The sequence below is a fragment of the Pseudomonas sp. zfem002 genome (assembly GCF_032621685.1).
GTDB lineage: Bacteria > Pseudomonadota > Gammaproteobacteria > Pseudomonadales > Pseudomonadaceae > Aquipseudomonas > Aquipseudomonas japonica.
On sequence record NZ_JAVYJH010000002.1, the window covers coordinates 318,885 to 333,965 of the forward strand.

The window sequence follows — 15,081 nt, forward strand, 5'->3', positions numbered from 1 at the left end:
CCGCTCGCCATACAGATGCCAGAGCTGTCTGCTTCGTGGCGCGGGGGCTACGACCAAAGTACCGGCATAGCGAAACCATCCCGCCGACAAAGAAAAACTTCTTTGCGAGTCAGCCCGATGCCCTCTATGAATTGCATGAAATGCCTGTCGGACTGCACCTCAATGCAATCAACGCAACGACAGCCAGGACAGCTTTTCTACCTCCCGGGCAAACCCTGAGATGAATAACCACAAGACCACGGCTGCCGTAGCACTCACCCCTCCCGCCGGCTGGATCGCCCCCGCGGCCTTCGCCCTGCTGGCCTTCGCCGCCAACTCGATCTTCTGCCGCCTGGCCCTGGTCCACGGCGATATCGACGCGCACACCTTCACCGCCGTGCGCCTGCTCGGCGGCGCGCTGTTCCTGTTCTGCCTGGTCAGGCTGCGCCAGCCCGGCAAGCCCCTGGGAGGCAGCTGGAAAGGCGGGCTGGCGCTGTTTCTCTATGCCTGGCTGTTCTCCCTCGCCTACGTGCGCCTGGGGGCCGGGGTGGGTGCGCTGATCCTGTTCGGCGCGGTGCAGATCACCATGTTCGCCTGGTCACGGTTCAAGGGTGATCGCGTCGAGGGCCGGGTGCTGGCGGGCATGCTGATCGCCTTCGCCGGCCTGATCGCCCTGCTGCTGCCCGGCGCCAACGCGCCAGCGCCGCTCAGCGCGCTGTGCATGGTGATTTCAGGGATCGCCTGGGGCGCCTATTCGCTGATCGGCAAGGGCTCGGCCAATCCGCTCGGCGACACCGCCGGCAACTTCGTGCGCAGCCTGCCGCTGCTGCTGGTCCCGGCGCTGGCTGCCGCCTCCGGTGGCCAGTTCAGCATCGACAGCCAAGGCCTGGTCTACGCCCTGGCCTCGGGAATGCTCGCCTCCGGTGCCGGCTACGCGGTGTGGTACGGCGTATTGAAACGGATCAGTGCGCAGCAGGCGGCGACCCTGCAACTGAGCGTGCCGGTGATCGCCGCGCTGGGGGGGGTGCTGTTGCTGAGCGAGCCGTTGTCGCTGCGCCTGGTGGTGATCTCCACGGTGGTGCTGGGTGGGGTGGGGATGGCGTTGAGCGTTCGTAAGGCGAGGTCTGGCTGAGGCCTTGGTGATCCATCGCTTCCGTCTTGAGTCTTGCAGCGCCCTCCAGATCGAGCGCCGTCCGCACGGCGCATCGCGGGCAACGCCCGCTCCCACATTCGCTGCAACGTGCCATGGCCTGTTGGATTTGAGTTGTCAGCCTTTGTTTTTTCGGCGATGCATCGCGGGGAGGCTGTTGGGCTCGACTCGGTATCGCGTCGAACCGACAAGGCGGTCAACCATGGCCTGTCAGGCATAGGTACGTTGCAACAAATGTGGGAGCGGGCGTAGCCCGCGATGCGCCGCGCGGGCGGCGCTCGATCTCAAGGGCACTGCAAGGCTCAAGACAGGCACCTGGCGGCCCTTATGCGGTTTCCCGTCAGGCCGTCAAAGATGTGTAGATACCCACGCCCATCGCCAGCAAGAACACCACCATCACCCCCTGCTGACCTGCAGATCAGCGCCACAAACCGCAACGAAACTTCACCCACTTCCGACTTTGATGTAGGCAATTTCCCAAGCATACTTCCGCGGCTTATCAGCTGTTGCGTGCTGGGGAAACGCTGCCTAGGCTTGCCCCCGTCGTCGAGGTTTGACGACCGGCTTTGACAGGCCGACGGTAATTGGATTCCCGCAGCACCCCACCTTGTCCAGGCGCTTCTGCGGCCTGGCTTCGTGTTATGGCGGCTGTACGTGGGGCGCACTCGTGCGCGCCGGGTTTTCCTTTTGCCTCGGTCTGTCAACCCATGTACAGCTGCCACCCGCCGTTTGACAGCAGCATGTGGCAGTCCCTTTTCGCAAAAGGAAATGCTCATGAAAAAGATCGTCCCGGATCCAGCCGTTTCAACCCGCCCAGCCCTTACCGTCCATACCCCCTTCGCCGCCTGCGCCGGACATCACCCGCCGCTGTTCGCGGTCTGCGCCGGCGCCTCCGTGGACGACGCCCTGGCCCACCTCGCCGTCATGCTGCGCTCCGCCTACGAAACCAATTTCCAGGCGTGCGAAGCCATCAGCGAAAACAGGCTGGCCGGCATGCTCTGGGCGACCCAGCACACGCTGGAAGCGTCCCTGGCCTTGACCGAGTCGATGCTGCGAGGGGTCGCCGAACGACAGGCCACATCCCGCCAGTAGCCAGGACAGGACCGCCGCGCGAGCCTGCGAGCAGAGGGCTGCCAGGCTCGCGCAGGGCCACACCGGAGTTCCGCGTCAGCGGACCTGACACCGCAGCGAAGCGCTCATCAACGGTAGTCGTCGAACTGCTCGGGAGCGGAATCCGGAACACGTTCGCCGCCGCTGAGGCTCCCACCGTCATTGCTTAAACCGGGCACAGAGTCATAGACGTAATGCCCACTCTGTGGAATGAACACCCCCTGCCCCATCTTGGCGCATGACGCGGTGATGATGCAGCCGTTGATCTCCCCTTCCATCTTCTCGATCTTGCAGGACTTGGCCGCACGCGAGACTTTCCAGGCGTCCAGGCATTGCTGGTCTGTAACCGGGGTGGGCGTCACGACTTCGGGCGGCGTTGCTTCGGTCCCGCCGCGCAGGATGCCGTTCTCGTTGGTCAGTTGCGAAACGCTATCCAGCTTCCGGTGAACGACGTTCGAGGCTTTCATGTCGTAGCCGATGCTTTTCTTGCACTCGACGGTGATCTCGCAGGAGCCCGGCTCGTATTGCCGGGTAAAGGCTCTGTCGCACGAGGCGCTTGCCGTCGATTTCGCGAATGCCGCGTCACACGCGGCATCCGCGTGGACAAGCTGGGGCAACGTGAGGATTACGAGCAATGCGGTGGTTTTGGTCATGCAGGCAATGGGCGATGCAGTGGTCACGTTGTTTGCTCCGAGACAAGGGAGATCGGCCGTGCACCACTCACATCGCACGGGAACAACTTCGCGCCCGTTCGCCGCGCTGTCAATTCGTTGCAAACGACTAACTCGAAGGTCGAGGCCCGGTGACTCGATAGCGGTGTGGATATCAGGCCTGCGTATGCAACCAATCCAGAAAGGCCCTGACGCTGGCATGCCGCTCCTTCCCCGGTGCACAAAGCGCGATGTAGGACTTGCCAGGCAGCACGGTCTCGCCACGGTAGGGCGCCAGCGTCCCGTCCTTGACGCTACTGTCCGCCAGCACGCAACTGGCGAGCACGTAGCCCTGCCCTGAAATGGCCGCCTGCAGCGCCAGGTGCTCGTTGCAGTAATCGAGCAGTTCCTTGCCCAGCCATGCCTGCAGACCAGTCTGGGCGCACCAGTCAGCCCAGGAGAACGGTGCGCTGGCATTGGCGCTCCAGGAAAGGTCGATCAATCGCGGCGGATCGTCTCCCGCCCGGGCGAGCAGCCGGGGCGCCGCGAACACACCGAACCGCTCGTCGAGCAGTACTTCCTGGTAGAGCTCGGGATAGCCCTGGCTGGTCGCGCGAATGGCGACATGAACATCGTGGTTGCGCAGCAGATCGATCACTTCGGTGTCGGGTACGACACGAATGCGGATGCTCGGATGGCGCAGGTAGAAGTCTTCCAGGCGCGGGACCAGCCACAGCGCGGCGAACTCCGGCGTGGTGGTGACGTTGAGGGTGTCCAGGTCCTTGCTCCGACGCTGCGTGTTGAGGACGACGGAAAGTTCGTACAGCATCGTGTGCGCCGACTTGAAGACGGTTTCGCCCGCAGCCGTCAGCACCAGCCCACTCGCCGTTCGCCGGAAGACGCTGGTGCCCAGCCATTCCTCAAGGCTCTTCACCTGCAGCGAAACCGCCGAAGGCGTGACCGACAGTTCGACAGCCGCGCGCTTCAGACTGCCCAGCCGGGCAACCGCCTCGAAGTACCTCAGCGCGTTCAGCGGCAAGTGATTGAACATGGCACCCCTGTCAATTCAGCTCTGCTCAAGGGGGTTGAGTATAGGGAAATTGAGCGCGGGCCCGAAATGCCGTTCCATGCGCTGAACGACCAGCGCACAGGTGCAACCATGCAGGGCCCGAAACGCAAGATCTTCCAGGCTGTCGCCTACGAACTGCTGGCGGTCTTCTGCATCACCCCGGCCTTCAGCCTCTTCTACGACAGCGGGCTGGCACACTCGACCGCATTGTCCCTGCTCATCTCGACCGTCGCGCTGAGCTGGAACATGCTCTACAACCATGCCTTCGAACGCATCGAGCGCACCCTGGAAAACCGCGAGCGCACCTTCGCCCGGCGGGTGCTCCACTCACTCGGTTTCGAAGGCGGCCTGACCCTCATCCTGGTGCCGCTGGTCAGCTACTGGCTGGGCATCAGCCTGCTCCAGGCGCTGATGACCAACCTGGCGCTGTTCGTGTTCTTCTTTTTCTATGCGTTCGCCTTCCAGTGGGGCTTCGACAAGCTGTTCGATGTGCCCGATTCGGCGAAGCCACAGGACGTGCCGGAGGTCGGTTGAAGACGCACCTCGGGAAAAATCTTCAGGCGTCAGGAAACTTGTCTGCGAACGCCCGGTCTGTAATGGCAAGCTGCCACAACCTTCGATCAGACCCGGATGGCAGCCCTTTCCTGTCGGTCTGATCTGGAGCCGCATCCACTTCTCCTTCCCTGCTTTTTCGGTGCTTTGCGCTGTGCCCACGCTCGCGCCCACGGAATGCGCGAGCCTTGATACCGATCGCTGATCACGAGACTTCTCGTAAGGAAACACCCATGAAACTCAAGGTATTGTTGCTGGGTTCGATTCTGCTCGCCTCGCCTTTGCTCCAGGCCTATGCCGACAGCTGCCGACCGAACTCCTACCACGGCATGGATTGCCGCCATGACAATGGCACGACCTCCAGCAGCCGGCGCAACTCCTATGGCGGACAGGACATCCGCTACAGCGATGGCAACTCCTCATCCAGCCGCCCCAACTCCTACGGTGGCCAGGACACCCGTTACAAGGATGGAAGCCAATCCAGCAGTCGGCCCAACTCCTATGGCGGCATGGATACCCGCTACAGCGATGGCAGCAGCGCCAACAGCCGACCCAACTCGTATGGCGGCCAGGACACGCGCTACAGCGACGGCCGGAAGTCCAGCAGCCGGCACAACTCCTACGGCGGAGAAGATACGAGATACTCCCGCTGATTCGAGGCAGCACTCGAAATAGCAACACGCACAGTCGGGGCCTGTCATGCAGGCCCCGACACTCAGGGCAGGTACAACCTGAACAACCCACCCCCCAACGCCCCGCCATTGGCAATCTCGATCCTGCCCGGCACGCCGTTGCGTTCATGCAGCGCCGCAATCCGCGCCGCAAAATACAAGCCCAGCCCGGTGCTCGCCGTGCTGTGTTCGATGCCCTGCACGTACTGGTCCTGCTGGGCGATCATCGCCGCCGGGAAGCCGGTGCCGTCGTCGTTGACGCTGATCACCAGCGCCTCGTTTTCCTCGCGCACGCTCACCAGCAGGGCATGCCCGGCATAGCGGGTGGCGTTGTTGATGATGTTGGAGATCACCGAGCCCACCAGTTCGCGGTCGAAGAAGCCCAGCGGCGTGGCTTCGTCGATCTCGTAGCGGGCAACGATGCCGCGGCTGTCGAGAATCTCCTGGTAGCCGGCGAGCAGGCCACCGATGAAGTCGTCGAGTTCGTGGTAGTCAGGCAGCATCGGCAACTGGTTGATCCCCAGTTTGTACAGGCCGAGCAACTGCACCAGCATACCGTTGAGGTGGACGAACTCGTGTTCGATCACCCCCTGCTCCGGGGCCTGCTGATGTCCTTCCGGCAGGCGCGCCAGCCACTGGCTGTGAGCCTGCATGAGCATGGCCAGCGAGTTCTTCATGTCGTGCACGGTGGAGGCGATCACCGTGGAAAAATCCAGCCCCGATTCCTTGTCCCTGGACATCATGACCCCACAGCGCGAATGCGCAGTTTGCGATAGCGCTCGTAGCGCGGATCGGTATCGGGAATGCCGGCCACCTTGGCCAGGCACTCGCGACACTCCTGCAGCACCGCCGCCGGCGGGTTCTCGCCGCCCAGGCGCAGCAGGGCCTGGGCGGTGTTGAGGGCGATGCTGATGTTCTTCGATTGCAGTTTCAGCGCCTTGCGGAACAGGTTCAGGGCGTCGTTCAACTGTCCGGCCTGGTAGCTGCGCACGCCCTGGCGATTGAGGTCGACCGCTTCGTTGCCGGCACCGAGGATGGCCGGGTCGTCGGTGAGCTTGGCGATGTTCTGCATGACCGCGTTGTCGTCGCCGTAGACCTCGACGCAGTTGCGCAGGATGTTCTTGCCGGCGTCTTCCTGCCCCAGCTGCTTGAGCTGGGCGGCGACGGCCAGGGCCGCCTCGGCGGAGAAGAACTGGTCCATGGTTTCCAGGCGGGCCATGGCCGCCTCGGTGAGCTTGGCGGCGGTCTCGGCATCGCCGGCCTGGGCCACGCCAGTGGCCTTGATCAGCCGGGCGCGCACCTGCAGGCCCTGGTCCTCGGCGTACTCCTTGGCGACATCGCCGAGCACCTGGTTGATCTCGACCCGGGTCCGCGCGTCGAGGCCGTTGCCAGCGTTCTTCTGGATCAGCGCCTGGGCCAGGCCGAGGTTGCTTTCCGGGTCCTTGAAGCGCGAGTTCTGGCCCTGGCTGACGGCCTGGCGATAGGCCCGCGAGGCGCCGTCGAAGTCGGCGTTGCCCAGGGCCAGCTTGCCCAGCAGCATCTGCCGCTTGACCGCCAGCGGCGACAGGCGCACGGCATCTTCCAGGACGTGCTGGGCACGGCGGGTCTCGCCACCGGCGATCAGCACTTCGGCCAGGCCGTCGTACAGCCCGGGCATCATCGAGAAGGCCTTGATCGCCTGCTCGTAGACATCCTTGGCCTGGCTCACCTGCCCGCGCTTGAACAGCAGCTTGCCTAGCGCCGAATAGGCCCAGGGCGTCGGCCGGTTGGCGAGGATGGCCTTGAGGAAGCGCTCCAGGTCTTCATGGCGGTTCAGCGCGGCCATGGCATCGGCGCGGTAGCGCAGGCACAGCGGGGCGAAGCGCGGGTCCTTCTTGCACAGTTGCTCGCAGGCCACCAGCACTTCCGCCGGACGCCCGCGGTCGAGGGCCTGGAGGATCGGCTTGAGCAGGGTCTTGCGCTGCACCAGCTTGTCCAGGCGCTGGGTCAGGCCGACGCGGTTGAACGGTTTGGTCAGGTAGGCGTCCGGCTCGTGTTCGAGGGCACTGAGGACCACGGCCTGGCTGCTCTCGGCGGTGATCATGACGAAGATCGCTTCGTGGCTGATCAGCTTGTCGAGCATCAGGTCCTCGAGCACCTGCTGGCCGTTCTTCTTGCCGTCGCCCATGTGGAAGTCGTGCAGGACGAAGTCGTAGCGCTTCTGCGCGCACATGCGGATCGCGGTCTCGCCGCTTTCGGCGGTGTCGACGTCCTTGATCCCCATCTCGCGCAGCATCGAGCGCAACGACGTGCGGAAGTCGGTGAAGTCATCGACGATGAGAAAACTCTTTTGGCTGTAGACCAGCATCCGCAAAACCTGTCTTGGAAATTATTGAAACACGCACGAAACACACACAAGGACAGGCCCGGCGCCCCCACGAGGGCACGCCGGTCACGCATGAGCGTCGGCCGTCGCCAGCAACCCGTGGCTTCCCAGCCGGTATTGATTGTCGCCACTGCGCTTGGCCTCGTACATCGCCAGGTCAGCGGCGTGGAGCAGCGTATCCATGCCTGTGGCGTGCTGCGGAAACACCGCCACGCCCAGGCTGCTGCCCACCTGCAGGATGCCTTCGGCCAGGCTGATCGGCTCGGCCAGGGTGTCAATCAGGCGGCGGCACAGCGCATGCAGTTGCGCCTCGCCGCCATCGCCCTCGGGCATCCCGTCGAGGATCAGCACGAACTCGTCGCCGCCGATCCTCGCTACGGTATCGGCAGCACGCAACATTTGCTTGAGCCGCCGGGCGATCTGCACCAGCACGCGGTCGCCGACGGCATGGCCGTGCTGGTCGTTGATGCGCTTGAAGCCATTCAGGTCGAGGAAGATCAGGGTCACCTGACCAGCGCTGGCACGGGCCTGTTCCAGCGCCTGCAACAGCCGATGCTCGAGCACCAGGCGATTGGGCAGGCCGGTCAGCGCGTCGCTGTGGGCCAGTTGCTGGAGCTGGGTGGCCCAGGCCTTTTCCTCGGTGATCTCGCGGACCACGCCGATCATCTTCACCGCCACGCCATCGGCATTGCGCACGATGTTGCCGGTCTCGCGCAGCCAGTGGACGCTGCCGTCGGGCCAGACCACGCGGTACTCCTCGTCGTGGTTGTTGCCGGTGGCGATACAGCGCAGTTCCCCGGCGCGGACCTGGGCGCGGTCGTCGGGGTGCACGGCGTTGCAGAAGCGCTCGTAGCTGGGGGTGATCTCGCCGACCTGGTAGCCGAACATGCCGTAGATGGCGTCGGACCAGTACAGCACCTCGGTGTCGATGTCCCAGTCCCAGGTACCGATCCGGGCGAAGTACTGGCTGCGCTGGTAGCGTTCGCTGTCGTCGCGGGGGGCGAAGCTCGGCGGGCTCTGCGGCTGGTTGTCGAGGCGGATCTGGCATACCGCGAGACGCGCGCGCAGACGCCGCTCGCGGCGTCGGGCGCGCAGCAGCAGGGCCAGCAGCATCAGCGATGTGCCAAGGGCGAGCCAGTCGAAGGCGGTCATGGGGCGGGGCCAGAAGAAGGAAAGCGGCGCTAAAATAGCTAATCGCCACCATCTGCGTCCAATTTTCCGCGCCCCGCTGTGCGCTAGTTCACTCCCGCCGCGGCGCCGGCGGCCTTGCGCTGGCGGCTGTAGTTCAACGCCCAGTGCGCCACCAGGCCGAAGATCAGGCCCCAGAAGGCCGCGGCCAGGCCCAGGAAGCTCATGCCCGACGCGGTCACCAGGAAGGTGATCAGGGCCGGCTCGCGCTGTTTTTCGTCGGCCATGGCACCGGCCATGCCGGTCATGATCGCGCCGAACAGGGCCAGCCCGGCCAGGGCGGCAATCAGCTCCCGCGGCAGTGCGGCGAACACCGAGGCCAGGGTGGCGCCGAAGGTGCCCATGAGGATGTAGAACAGACCGCAGGCGATCCCGGCGATGTAGCGCTTGCCCGGTTGTTCGTGGGCTTCACGGCCGGTGCAGATCGCCGCGGTGATGGCGGCGAGGTTGAAGCCGTGGGAGCCGAATGGTGCCAGCAGCACCGAGCCGATCGCGGTGACCGCGAGGATCGGTCGCGCCGGGGTGGTGTAGCCGGCGCTGCGCATCACCGCCATGCCCGGCACGTACTGCCCGGTGAGGCTGACCAGGGCCAGCGGCAGACCGATGTTGACGATGGCGTGCCAGCTCCATTGCGGGGTGATGAACACCGGTTCGGCCAGGGCCAGGGTCAGCGCCGAGGCGTTCAGTTGACCGAGCAGGCCGGCCACCGTGCAGCCGACGAGCAGCACCGAGAGAATCGCGTAGCGCGGCGACAGGCGCTTGAACAGCAGGTAGCTGGCGAACATCGCCAGGACCAGCGTCGGCTGCAGCTTGATCGAGGTGAACAGTTCGGCGCCGAAACGGAACAGGATACCGGCCAGCATCGCCGCGGCGATGGCCTTGGGCAGGCGGCTCATCAGGCGGTCGAAAGCGCCGCTGAGGCCGACCACGGCGATCACCAGCGCGGCGACGATATAGGCACCCACCGCCTCGGCCAGCGACACCTGCGGCAGCATCGAGACCAGCAGTGCCGCGCCCGGCGTCGACCAGGCGGTGATCACCGGCGCACGCAGGCGCCAGCTGAGCAGCAGGCCGGTGACGCCGCTGCCGATGGAAATCGCCCAGATCCATGACGACACCTCGGCCGGCGCCAACTGCGCCTCGCGGGCGGCCTGGAAGACGATGATCAGCGGGCCGGCGTAGGAAATGATCACAGCGATCAGGCCGGCGACGATCGCCGACAACGAACAGTCTTTTCTCAGGGACTCCATACAGCTCTCCAGTCAGCGGGGGGCAGGCAAATTGATTCGATTCATTTCAAATCTATTCGATTCAATCGAATCAATTCAATAGACTCAATTAAACAATTTGAAATATTCTTCACCCCTTCATGCCTGCCCGGGGTCCGCCCGGATTGCAGCGCGGCGAGGTCGGATTGCTGCGATGTGATAGGCTCGGCGCACTTGTTTGCCTCGGTAGTACGTCCATGTGGGTTCCCCAGCTCAATGCCTTCAATCAACCGGTCTACCTGTCCATCGCCGACGCGCTGGAGCGGGATATCGCCAGCGGCCAGCTGAAGCCGGGCGAGCGCCTGCCGACCTTGCGCGAACTGGCCCATGGGCTGCAGGTGACGCCGGGCACGGTCAGCCGGGCCTATGGCGAGGCGCAGCGTCGTGGGTTGCTGCAGGGCGAGGTCGGGCGCGGCACCTACGTGCGGGCGACGCCGCTGGCCGAGCCGCCGGCGCCGGAGCCGCAGGTGCTGCCCGCCAGCCTGTCGGCGGAACCGCGGGTGCTCGACCTGTCGATCATCAAACCGGCTGGCGACACCGCGTCCACCTGGCTGCGCGGTGCACTGGTGGAACTGGCCAATGGCACCGACTTCGCCCAATCCCTCGACTACGCCCCGGACGGTGGTCATCCGGCACACCGCGAGGCAGGCGCGCAGTGGTTGCGGCATGCCTTGCCGCAGGCCGTATGGCAGCAGGTGGTGATTACCGCCGGTGCCCAGCACGGCCTGTTGGTGGCGATCAGTGCGCTGACCGAAAGCGACGACCTGATCCTCTGCGAGTCGCTGTGCTACCCGGGGATCATTTCCCTGGCGCACAGCCTGCAACGGCGGTTGCGCGGCGTGGAGATGGACGAGGAAGGCATCATCCCCGCCTCGCTGCGCGAACAGTGCCAGCACGAGCGCCCGGCCATGCTGGTGTGCGTCGCCACCTGCCAGAACCCCACCACCGCGACCATGTCGCACCAGCGCCGGGCGGAAATCGCTGCCATCGCCGAGGAATTCGACTTCCTGATTCTCGATGACGACATCTACGGTTTCCTCGCCGCCGACACCACGCTGCGGCCGTTGGCCAGCTATGCGCCGGAGCGTTCGGTGTATCTCACCAGCCTGTCCAAGTCGGTGTTGCCGGCGTTGCGCATCGGCTACCTGTACAGCCCGCCGCGCCTGCTGTCGCGCCTGACCGCGATGGTCCGCAGCAGCGTGTGGATGCCCTCCCCGCTCACCGCGCAACTGGCCAGCAACATCATCGCGCAGGGGCTGGACCAGCGTCTGGTGCAACTGCAGCGGGACGAGGCGGCAAAGCGTCAGGCGCTGGCACGGGAAGTGTTGCCGGGCCTGAAGATCAAGGCCGAGCCGCACAGCTATCACCTCTGGCTGGAACTGCCGGAGCCGTGGAGCGCGGACGAGTTCGCCACCCTGGCGCGGGCGCAGGGGGTGAAGGTGCTCAGCGGATCGCAGTTCCAGGCGGAACGCAGTGGCGGGAGTCGTGGTGTGCGGGTGGTGCTGATGTCACCGACCCGGGAGGATGAACTGCGCTTTGCCTTGACCCAGTTGGCGAGCCTGGTGGGGGTTGCTGATCCGCGGCGGTTTTACTGACAGCGCCATCCTGCGCCTCGTGGATTCCCTGCTAGCCTGCAGAACGCCCCGGCGAACCGGGATCCCGACGCTATATGCCAGTGTTGAACCGACTATCCACAGAGCAGGCCATGGAGGCCTGCGCCAGGCAGTTCACACGATGCGCGATATTCACAAAAGGACTTGTCATGAATCGCAACGAAGCAGAACGCCTGCTCCAAAAGGCCCTGAATAACAACACGTCACAATTTCGTGATCGCCAGTGGGAGTCGATCGACGCCTTGGTCAATCACAACAAGAAACTGCTGGTGGTAGAGCGTACCGGGTGGGGCAAAAGCGCCGTTTACTTCATCAGCACCCGAATTCTCCGTGACCAGGGAAAGGGCCCGACCCTGATCGTTTCACCATTGCTGGCACTTATGCGCAACCAGATCGCGGCAGCGGAACGGCTTGGCATTCGGGCGGTGACCATCAACTCGACCAATCAGCAGCACTGGCGCGCGGCGAAACAGGCCGTGCAGGCAGGTAACGTGGATTGCCTGCTGATTTCTCCAGAGCGCCTGGCCAACGACGACTTTGTCGAAAACACGCTGCAACCGATCGCCGACCGGATCGGCCTGATGGTGATCGACGAGGCGCACTGCATCTCGGATTGGGGCCATGACTTCCGGCCGGACTACCGCCGCATCGTCAACATCATGAAGTTTCTCCCGGCCAACACCCCGGTACTGTGCACTACAGCCACCGCCAACGACCGGGTGGTGGAGGATATTCGCCAGCAATTCGAAGCTATCGTCATCCAGCGTGGACCGCTGGTCAGGGAAGGTCTTTCGCTGCTGAACCTCCGTGTGGAGGGGCCCATCAAGCGTCTCGCCTGGCTTGCCCGAATAATCCCGGAGATGCCGGGCACAGGCATCGTTTACACCCTGACAAAGCGTGACGCCAATATGGTGAGTACATGGTTGCAATCCCGAAACATTGCTTCGGCGGCCTACTACAGCGGCGTCACTCATGAAGACTTCGTCGACTCGGATGCCTATCGTCAGCACCTGGAAGACGCCCTTCTCAACAACCAGCTCAAAGTGCTGATCGCCACGAGTGCACTGGGCATGGGCTATGACAAGGCAGATCTAGCCTTCGTCATTCACTATCAGACCCCAGGCTCCGTGATTGACTACTACCAGCAGGTTGGTCGAGCGGGACGTGGTATCAGGTCCTCGCTAGGCGTACTCCTCTCAGGCGCGGAAGATGCCGCCATTCACGCCTTTTTCCGCACCTCGGCTTTCCCGCCAGCGGGACAGATGAAACGTGTACTGGATGCCCTTGAACAACACGATGGCTTGACTGTTCAAGAACTGGAAGAGCACAGCAACCTCCCTCAGTCCCAGATCGAGAAGGTCCTGAAGCTGCTGAGTGTCGAAAACCCCGCGCCGCTCATCAAGCTGGGCAGCCAATGGCGACGTACTCGGCACCCCTACGAATTTGACGAAGTACGGGTCAAGCGCCTTTCTCGGCGCAGAGAAGAAGAATGGGAGCAGATTCAAAATTATCTTGAAGAGCGCGGTTGCCTGATGAATTTCTTGCGCCGAGCCCTGGATGATCCAGACGGTGAGCCGTGCGGTACATGCATCAATTGCGGAAATCAAAAATTGCCGTTGGATTTCGTCGAGCCTGGCGTTGTCCATCTGGCGGCAGCCTTCCTTCAAAGGGCAGAGGTTCCCATAAAGCCACGAAAGCGTATCGCCAGGGGCGTATTCAGAGAATATGACTTTCCGAACAACCTGCCGCTGGATCGACAAGCAGAGGAAGGACGGGTGCTATCCCGGTGGCGGGATGGCGGCTGGGGAGATTTGGCGGCAGAAGGCAAGGCCGAAGGTCATTTCAGCGATAAGCTCGTCCAGGCCATGGCAGATATGATCCAGAAACGCTGGCAACCACTGCCAAAGCCGGCCTGGCTGTGTTGTGTGCCCTCCCTGGACCATCCCGAGCTGATCCCCGCCTTCGCCCGGAGACTGGCGGACACGCTGGGTATCCCCTTCATCGGTTGCGTGAAGAAAATCAAACCCAACCAACCGCAAAAACTTCAACAGAACAGTTTCCATCAATGCCGCAATCTCGACGGTGTTTTCCAGATCGATGAAGGTATCCTTCCCGGACCGGTGCTGCTGGTCGACGACATGATCGACTCCGGCTGGACATTCACCGTCATCTCGGCCTTGTTGCGCAGGGCAGGCAGTGGCCCGGTCTACCCGGTGGCGATTTCTTCTACGGCAAGCCAGACATGATGAACACCAATACCCAGGCGATCCTGCTATTGACCGCCCACTTCTCCAGATCAGCCAAGGACAGCGTGAAACCACTGTCCCCTACGGAGTGGGGACGTTTCGCCCAGTGGCTCAACGAGGAGGGCAAAACGCCGGCCGACCTGCTGATCGGCGAAACACGCTTTCCTTTGCAGGGATGGAATGATCGCGCCGTCCCGCTGGAACGTATCGAGCAACTTCTCAATCGCGGCCATTCACTGGCCCTGGCACTGGAGAAATGGAGTCGAGCGGGTATCTGGGTTCTGACACGCTCCGACGCGGACTACCCGCGCGCGCTCAAACATCGCCTGCGCAATGACGCCCCTCCCGTTCTGTTCGGCTGCGGAAATGTCCAACTGCTCAATTGCATGGGGGTCAGTGTCGTCGGTTCACGAAGCGCTGCGCAGGCGGATCTCGACTATGCCCACGAACTTGGGCGACGCATCGTCGAGGCTGGCTACACCGTGGTTTCCGGCGGGGCAAAAGGTATCGACGAGACGGCAATGCTGGCAGGCCTGAGCAACAATGGTCCCGTGGTCGGCATCATGGCGGATGGCCTTCTGGCGGCCGCCACTGCTGCGAAATGGCGACAGGGACTGGTCGACGACAATCTCGTTCTGGTATCGCCGTTCCATCCGGAAGCCGGCTTCAATACCGGTAATGCCATGGCCCGCAACAAATACATCTACTGCGTGGGACAAGCGGCCGTAGTTGTTCATTCAGGCATGTCGGGAGGCACCTGGACCGGCGCTCTGGAGAACATCAAGAAGGCGTGGGTGCCCCTCTGGGTCAAACCCACCGCGGACGCCAATGCCGGCAACTCGACGCTGGTTTCACGCGGTGCGCATTGGCTGCTGTCCGACACGGATAAACTCCATGTTCCTTCATTGATCGCCAACGAAGCGGGTGCAGCGTCGCCAGCCAGCAGTATTTCAGTTCAGGAAGAACGGCCCACCGTCGAGTACGCAATACAGGACGAGCAAGGTTTCTATGAGTTGTTCCTGCGCAAGATGCAGCAATTCGACAATGCCGTGACCATCGAAGAAATGATGACGAAATGGCATTTGCCCAAAAGCCTGTTGAATGAATGGGTGAAACAGTCCATTCAGGAAGGTCGGGTGAAGAAGCTGGAAAAGCCGGTGCGCTATCAGTTCGTAGAACAGGGCCAGATGGGGTTGCAATTGGGCTGACCAGGCAAGAGC

13 protein-coding genes are annotated in these 15,081 nt (G+C 63.2%); 7 read left to right on the forward strand and 6 right to left on the reverse strand.

What is annotated here, in order from left to right:
• Window positions 1-220: 220 nt before the first annotated feature.
• Window positions 221-1,111: a DMT family transporter gene (locus RTI28_RS04790; protein WP_316919369.1), complete on the forward strand. Its 891-nt coding sequence runs from the start codon at window positions 221-223 to the stop codon at window positions 1,109-1,111.
• 792 nt (window positions 1,112-1,903) lie between these two features.
• Window positions 1,904-2,221, forward strand: coding sequence for a hypothetical protein (locus RTI28_RS04795; protein WP_316919370.1), 318 nt, complete (start codon window positions 1,904-1,906; stop codon window positions 2,219-2,221).
• Window positions 2,222-2,328: 107 nt separating this feature from the next.
• Here RTI28_RS04795 and RTI28_RS04800 read toward each other — a convergent pair whose 3' ends face one another.
• Both RTI28_RS04800 and RTI28_RS04805 read right to left on the reverse strand, forming a co-directional pair.
• Window positions 2,329-2,919, reverse strand: a complete 591-nt coding sequence (locus RTI28_RS04800; protein ID WP_316919371.1) for a hypothetical protein — start codon at window positions 2,917-2,919, stop codon at window positions 2,329-2,331.
• A 145-nt stretch (window positions 2,920-3,064) separates the two neighbouring features.
• The gene (locus tag RTI28_RS04805) at window positions 3,065-3,940 is read right to left on the reverse strand and encodes a LysR substrate-binding domain-containing protein (protein WP_316919372.1); all 876 of its coding nucleotides are present in this window, start codon (window positions 3,938-3,940) and stop codon (window positions 3,065-3,067) included.
• A 108-nt stretch (window positions 3,941-4,048) separates the two neighbouring features.
• On the opposite strand from RTI28_RS04805, the gene RTI28_RS04810 reads away from it, so the two are divergent.
• A complete protein-coding gene (locus RTI28_RS04810) occupies window positions 4,049-4,492 on the forward strand; it encodes a PACE efflux transporter (RefSeq protein ID WP_316919373.1) in 444 nt (147 codons plus the stop codon).
• A gap of 251 nt (window positions 4,493-4,743) precedes the next feature.
• Window positions 4,744-5,163 carry a hypothetical protein gene (locus RTI28_RS04815; RefSeq protein ID WP_316919374.1) on the forward strand — a complete coding sequence of 140 codons (420 nt, stop codon included), beginning with the start codon at window positions 4,744-4,746 and terminating at the stop codon, window positions 5,161-5,163.
• Window positions 5,164-5,225: 62 nt separating this feature from the next.
• Here the strand turns inward: RTI28_RS04815 and RTI28_RS04820 are convergent, their stop codons facing one another.
• The 4 genes from RTI28_RS04820 to RTI28_RS04835 all read right to left on the reverse strand — a co-directional run bounded on the left by RTI28_RS04820 (window position 5,226) and on the right by RTI28_RS04835 (window position 9,984).
• The gene (locus tag RTI28_RS04820) at window positions 5,226-5,921 is read right to left on the reverse strand and encodes a HAMP domain-containing sensor histidine kinase (protein WP_316919375.1); all 696 of its coding nucleotides are present in this window, start codon (window positions 5,919-5,921) and stop codon (window positions 5,226-5,228) included.
• Window positions 5,921-7,528 (reverse strand): response regulator, encoded by a 1,608-nt coding sequence (locus RTI28_RS04825; protein ID WP_316919376.1) that lies wholly within the window; start codon window positions 7,526-7,528, stop codon window positions 5,921-5,923. The genes RTI28_RS04820 and RTI28_RS04825 overlap by 1 nt, the downstream gene beginning before the upstream one ends.
• A gap of 84 nt (window positions 7,529-7,612) precedes the next feature.
• Window positions 7,613-8,698 (reverse strand): sensor domain-containing diguanylate cyclase, encoded by a 1,086-nt coding sequence (locus RTI28_RS04830; protein WP_316919377.1) that lies wholly within the window; start codon window positions 8,696-8,698, stop codon window positions 7,613-7,615.
• Between the two features lie 83 nt (window positions 8,699-8,781).
• Window positions 8,782-9,984, reverse strand: a complete 1,203-nt coding sequence (locus RTI28_RS04835) for a benzoate/H(+) symporter BenE family transporter (protein WP_316919378.1) — start codon at window positions 9,982-9,984, stop codon at window positions 8,782-8,784.
• A 215-nt stretch (window positions 9,985-10,199) separates the two neighbouring features.
• Here RTI28_RS04835 and RTI28_RS04840 point away from each other — a divergent pair, with 215 nt between their 5' ends.
• From RTI28_RS04840 to RTI28_RS04850, 3 genes are all read left to right on the forward strand, one after another.
• Complete coding sequence (locus RTI28_RS04840) at window positions 10,200-11,597, forward strand: PLP-dependent aminotransferase family protein (RefSeq protein ID WP_316919379.1); 1,398 nt, start codon at window positions 10,200-10,202, stop codon at window positions 11,595-11,597.
• Window positions 11,598-11,764: 167 nt separating this feature from the next.
• On the forward strand, window positions 11,765-13,861 hold the full coding sequence (locus tag RTI28_RS04845) for a RecQ family ATP-dependent DNA helicase (protein ID WP_316919380.1): 2,097 nt from the start codon (window positions 11,765-11,767) through the stop codon (window positions 13,859-13,861).
• A complete protein-coding gene (locus RTI28_RS04850) occupies window positions 13,858-15,069 on the forward strand; it encodes a DNA-processing protein DprA (protein ID WP_316919381.1) in 1,212 nt (403 codons plus the stop codon). The genes RTI28_RS04845 and RTI28_RS04850 overlap by 4 nt, the downstream gene beginning before the upstream one ends.
• Window positions 15,070-15,081 lie beyond the last annotated feature (12 nt).

Bases quoted from the DNA above. Each gene is read 5' to 3' on its own strand.
- RTI28_RS04790 (WP_316919369.1), top strand. From the start codon at position 221: ATGAATAACCACAAGACCACGGCTGCCGTAGCACTCACCCCTCCCGCC.
- RTI28_RS04795 (WP_316919370.1), top strand. From the start codon at position 1,904: ATGAAAAAGATCGTCCCGGATCCAGCCGTTTCAACCCGCCCAGCCCTT.
- RTI28_RS04805 (WP_316919372.1), bottom strand. From the start codon at position 3,940: ATGTTCAATCACTTGCCGCTGAACGCGCTGAGGTACTTCGAGGCGGTT.
- RTI28_RS04810 (WP_316919373.1), top strand. From the start codon at position 4,049: ATGCAGGGCCCGAAACGCAAGATCTTCCAGGCTGTCGCCTACGAACTG.
- RTI28_RS04815 (WP_316919374.1), top strand. From the start codon at position 4,744: ATGAAACTCAAGGTATTGTTGCTGGGTTCGATTCTGCTCGCCTCGCCT.
- RTI28_RS04820 (WP_316919375.1), bottom strand. From the start codon at position 5,921: ATGTCCAGGGACAAGGAATCGGGGCTGGATTTTTCCACGGTGATCGCC.
- RTI28_RS04825 (WP_316919376.1), bottom strand. From the start codon at position 7,528: ATGCTGGTCTACAGCCAAAAGAGTTTTCTCATCGTCGATGACTTCACC.
- RTI28_RS04830 (WP_316919377.1), bottom strand. From the start codon at position 8,698: ATGACCGCCTTCGACTGGCTCGCCCTTGGCACATCGCTGATGCTGCTG.
- RTI28_RS04835 (WP_316919378.1), bottom strand. From the start codon at position 9,984: ATGGAGTCCCTGAGAAAAGACTGTTCGTTGTCGGCGATCGTCGCCGGC.
- RTI28_RS04840 (WP_316919379.1), top strand. From the start codon at position 10,200: ATGTGGGTTCCCCAGCTCAATGCCTTCAATCAACCGGTCTACCTGTCC.
- RTI28_RS04845 (WP_316919380.1), top strand. From the start codon at position 11,765: ATGAATCGCAACGAAGCAGAACGCCTGCTCCAAAAGGCCCTGAATAAC.
- RTI28_RS04850 (WP_316919381.1), top strand. From the start codon at position 13,858: ATGATGAACACCAATACCCAGGCGATCCTGCTATTGACCGCCCACTTC.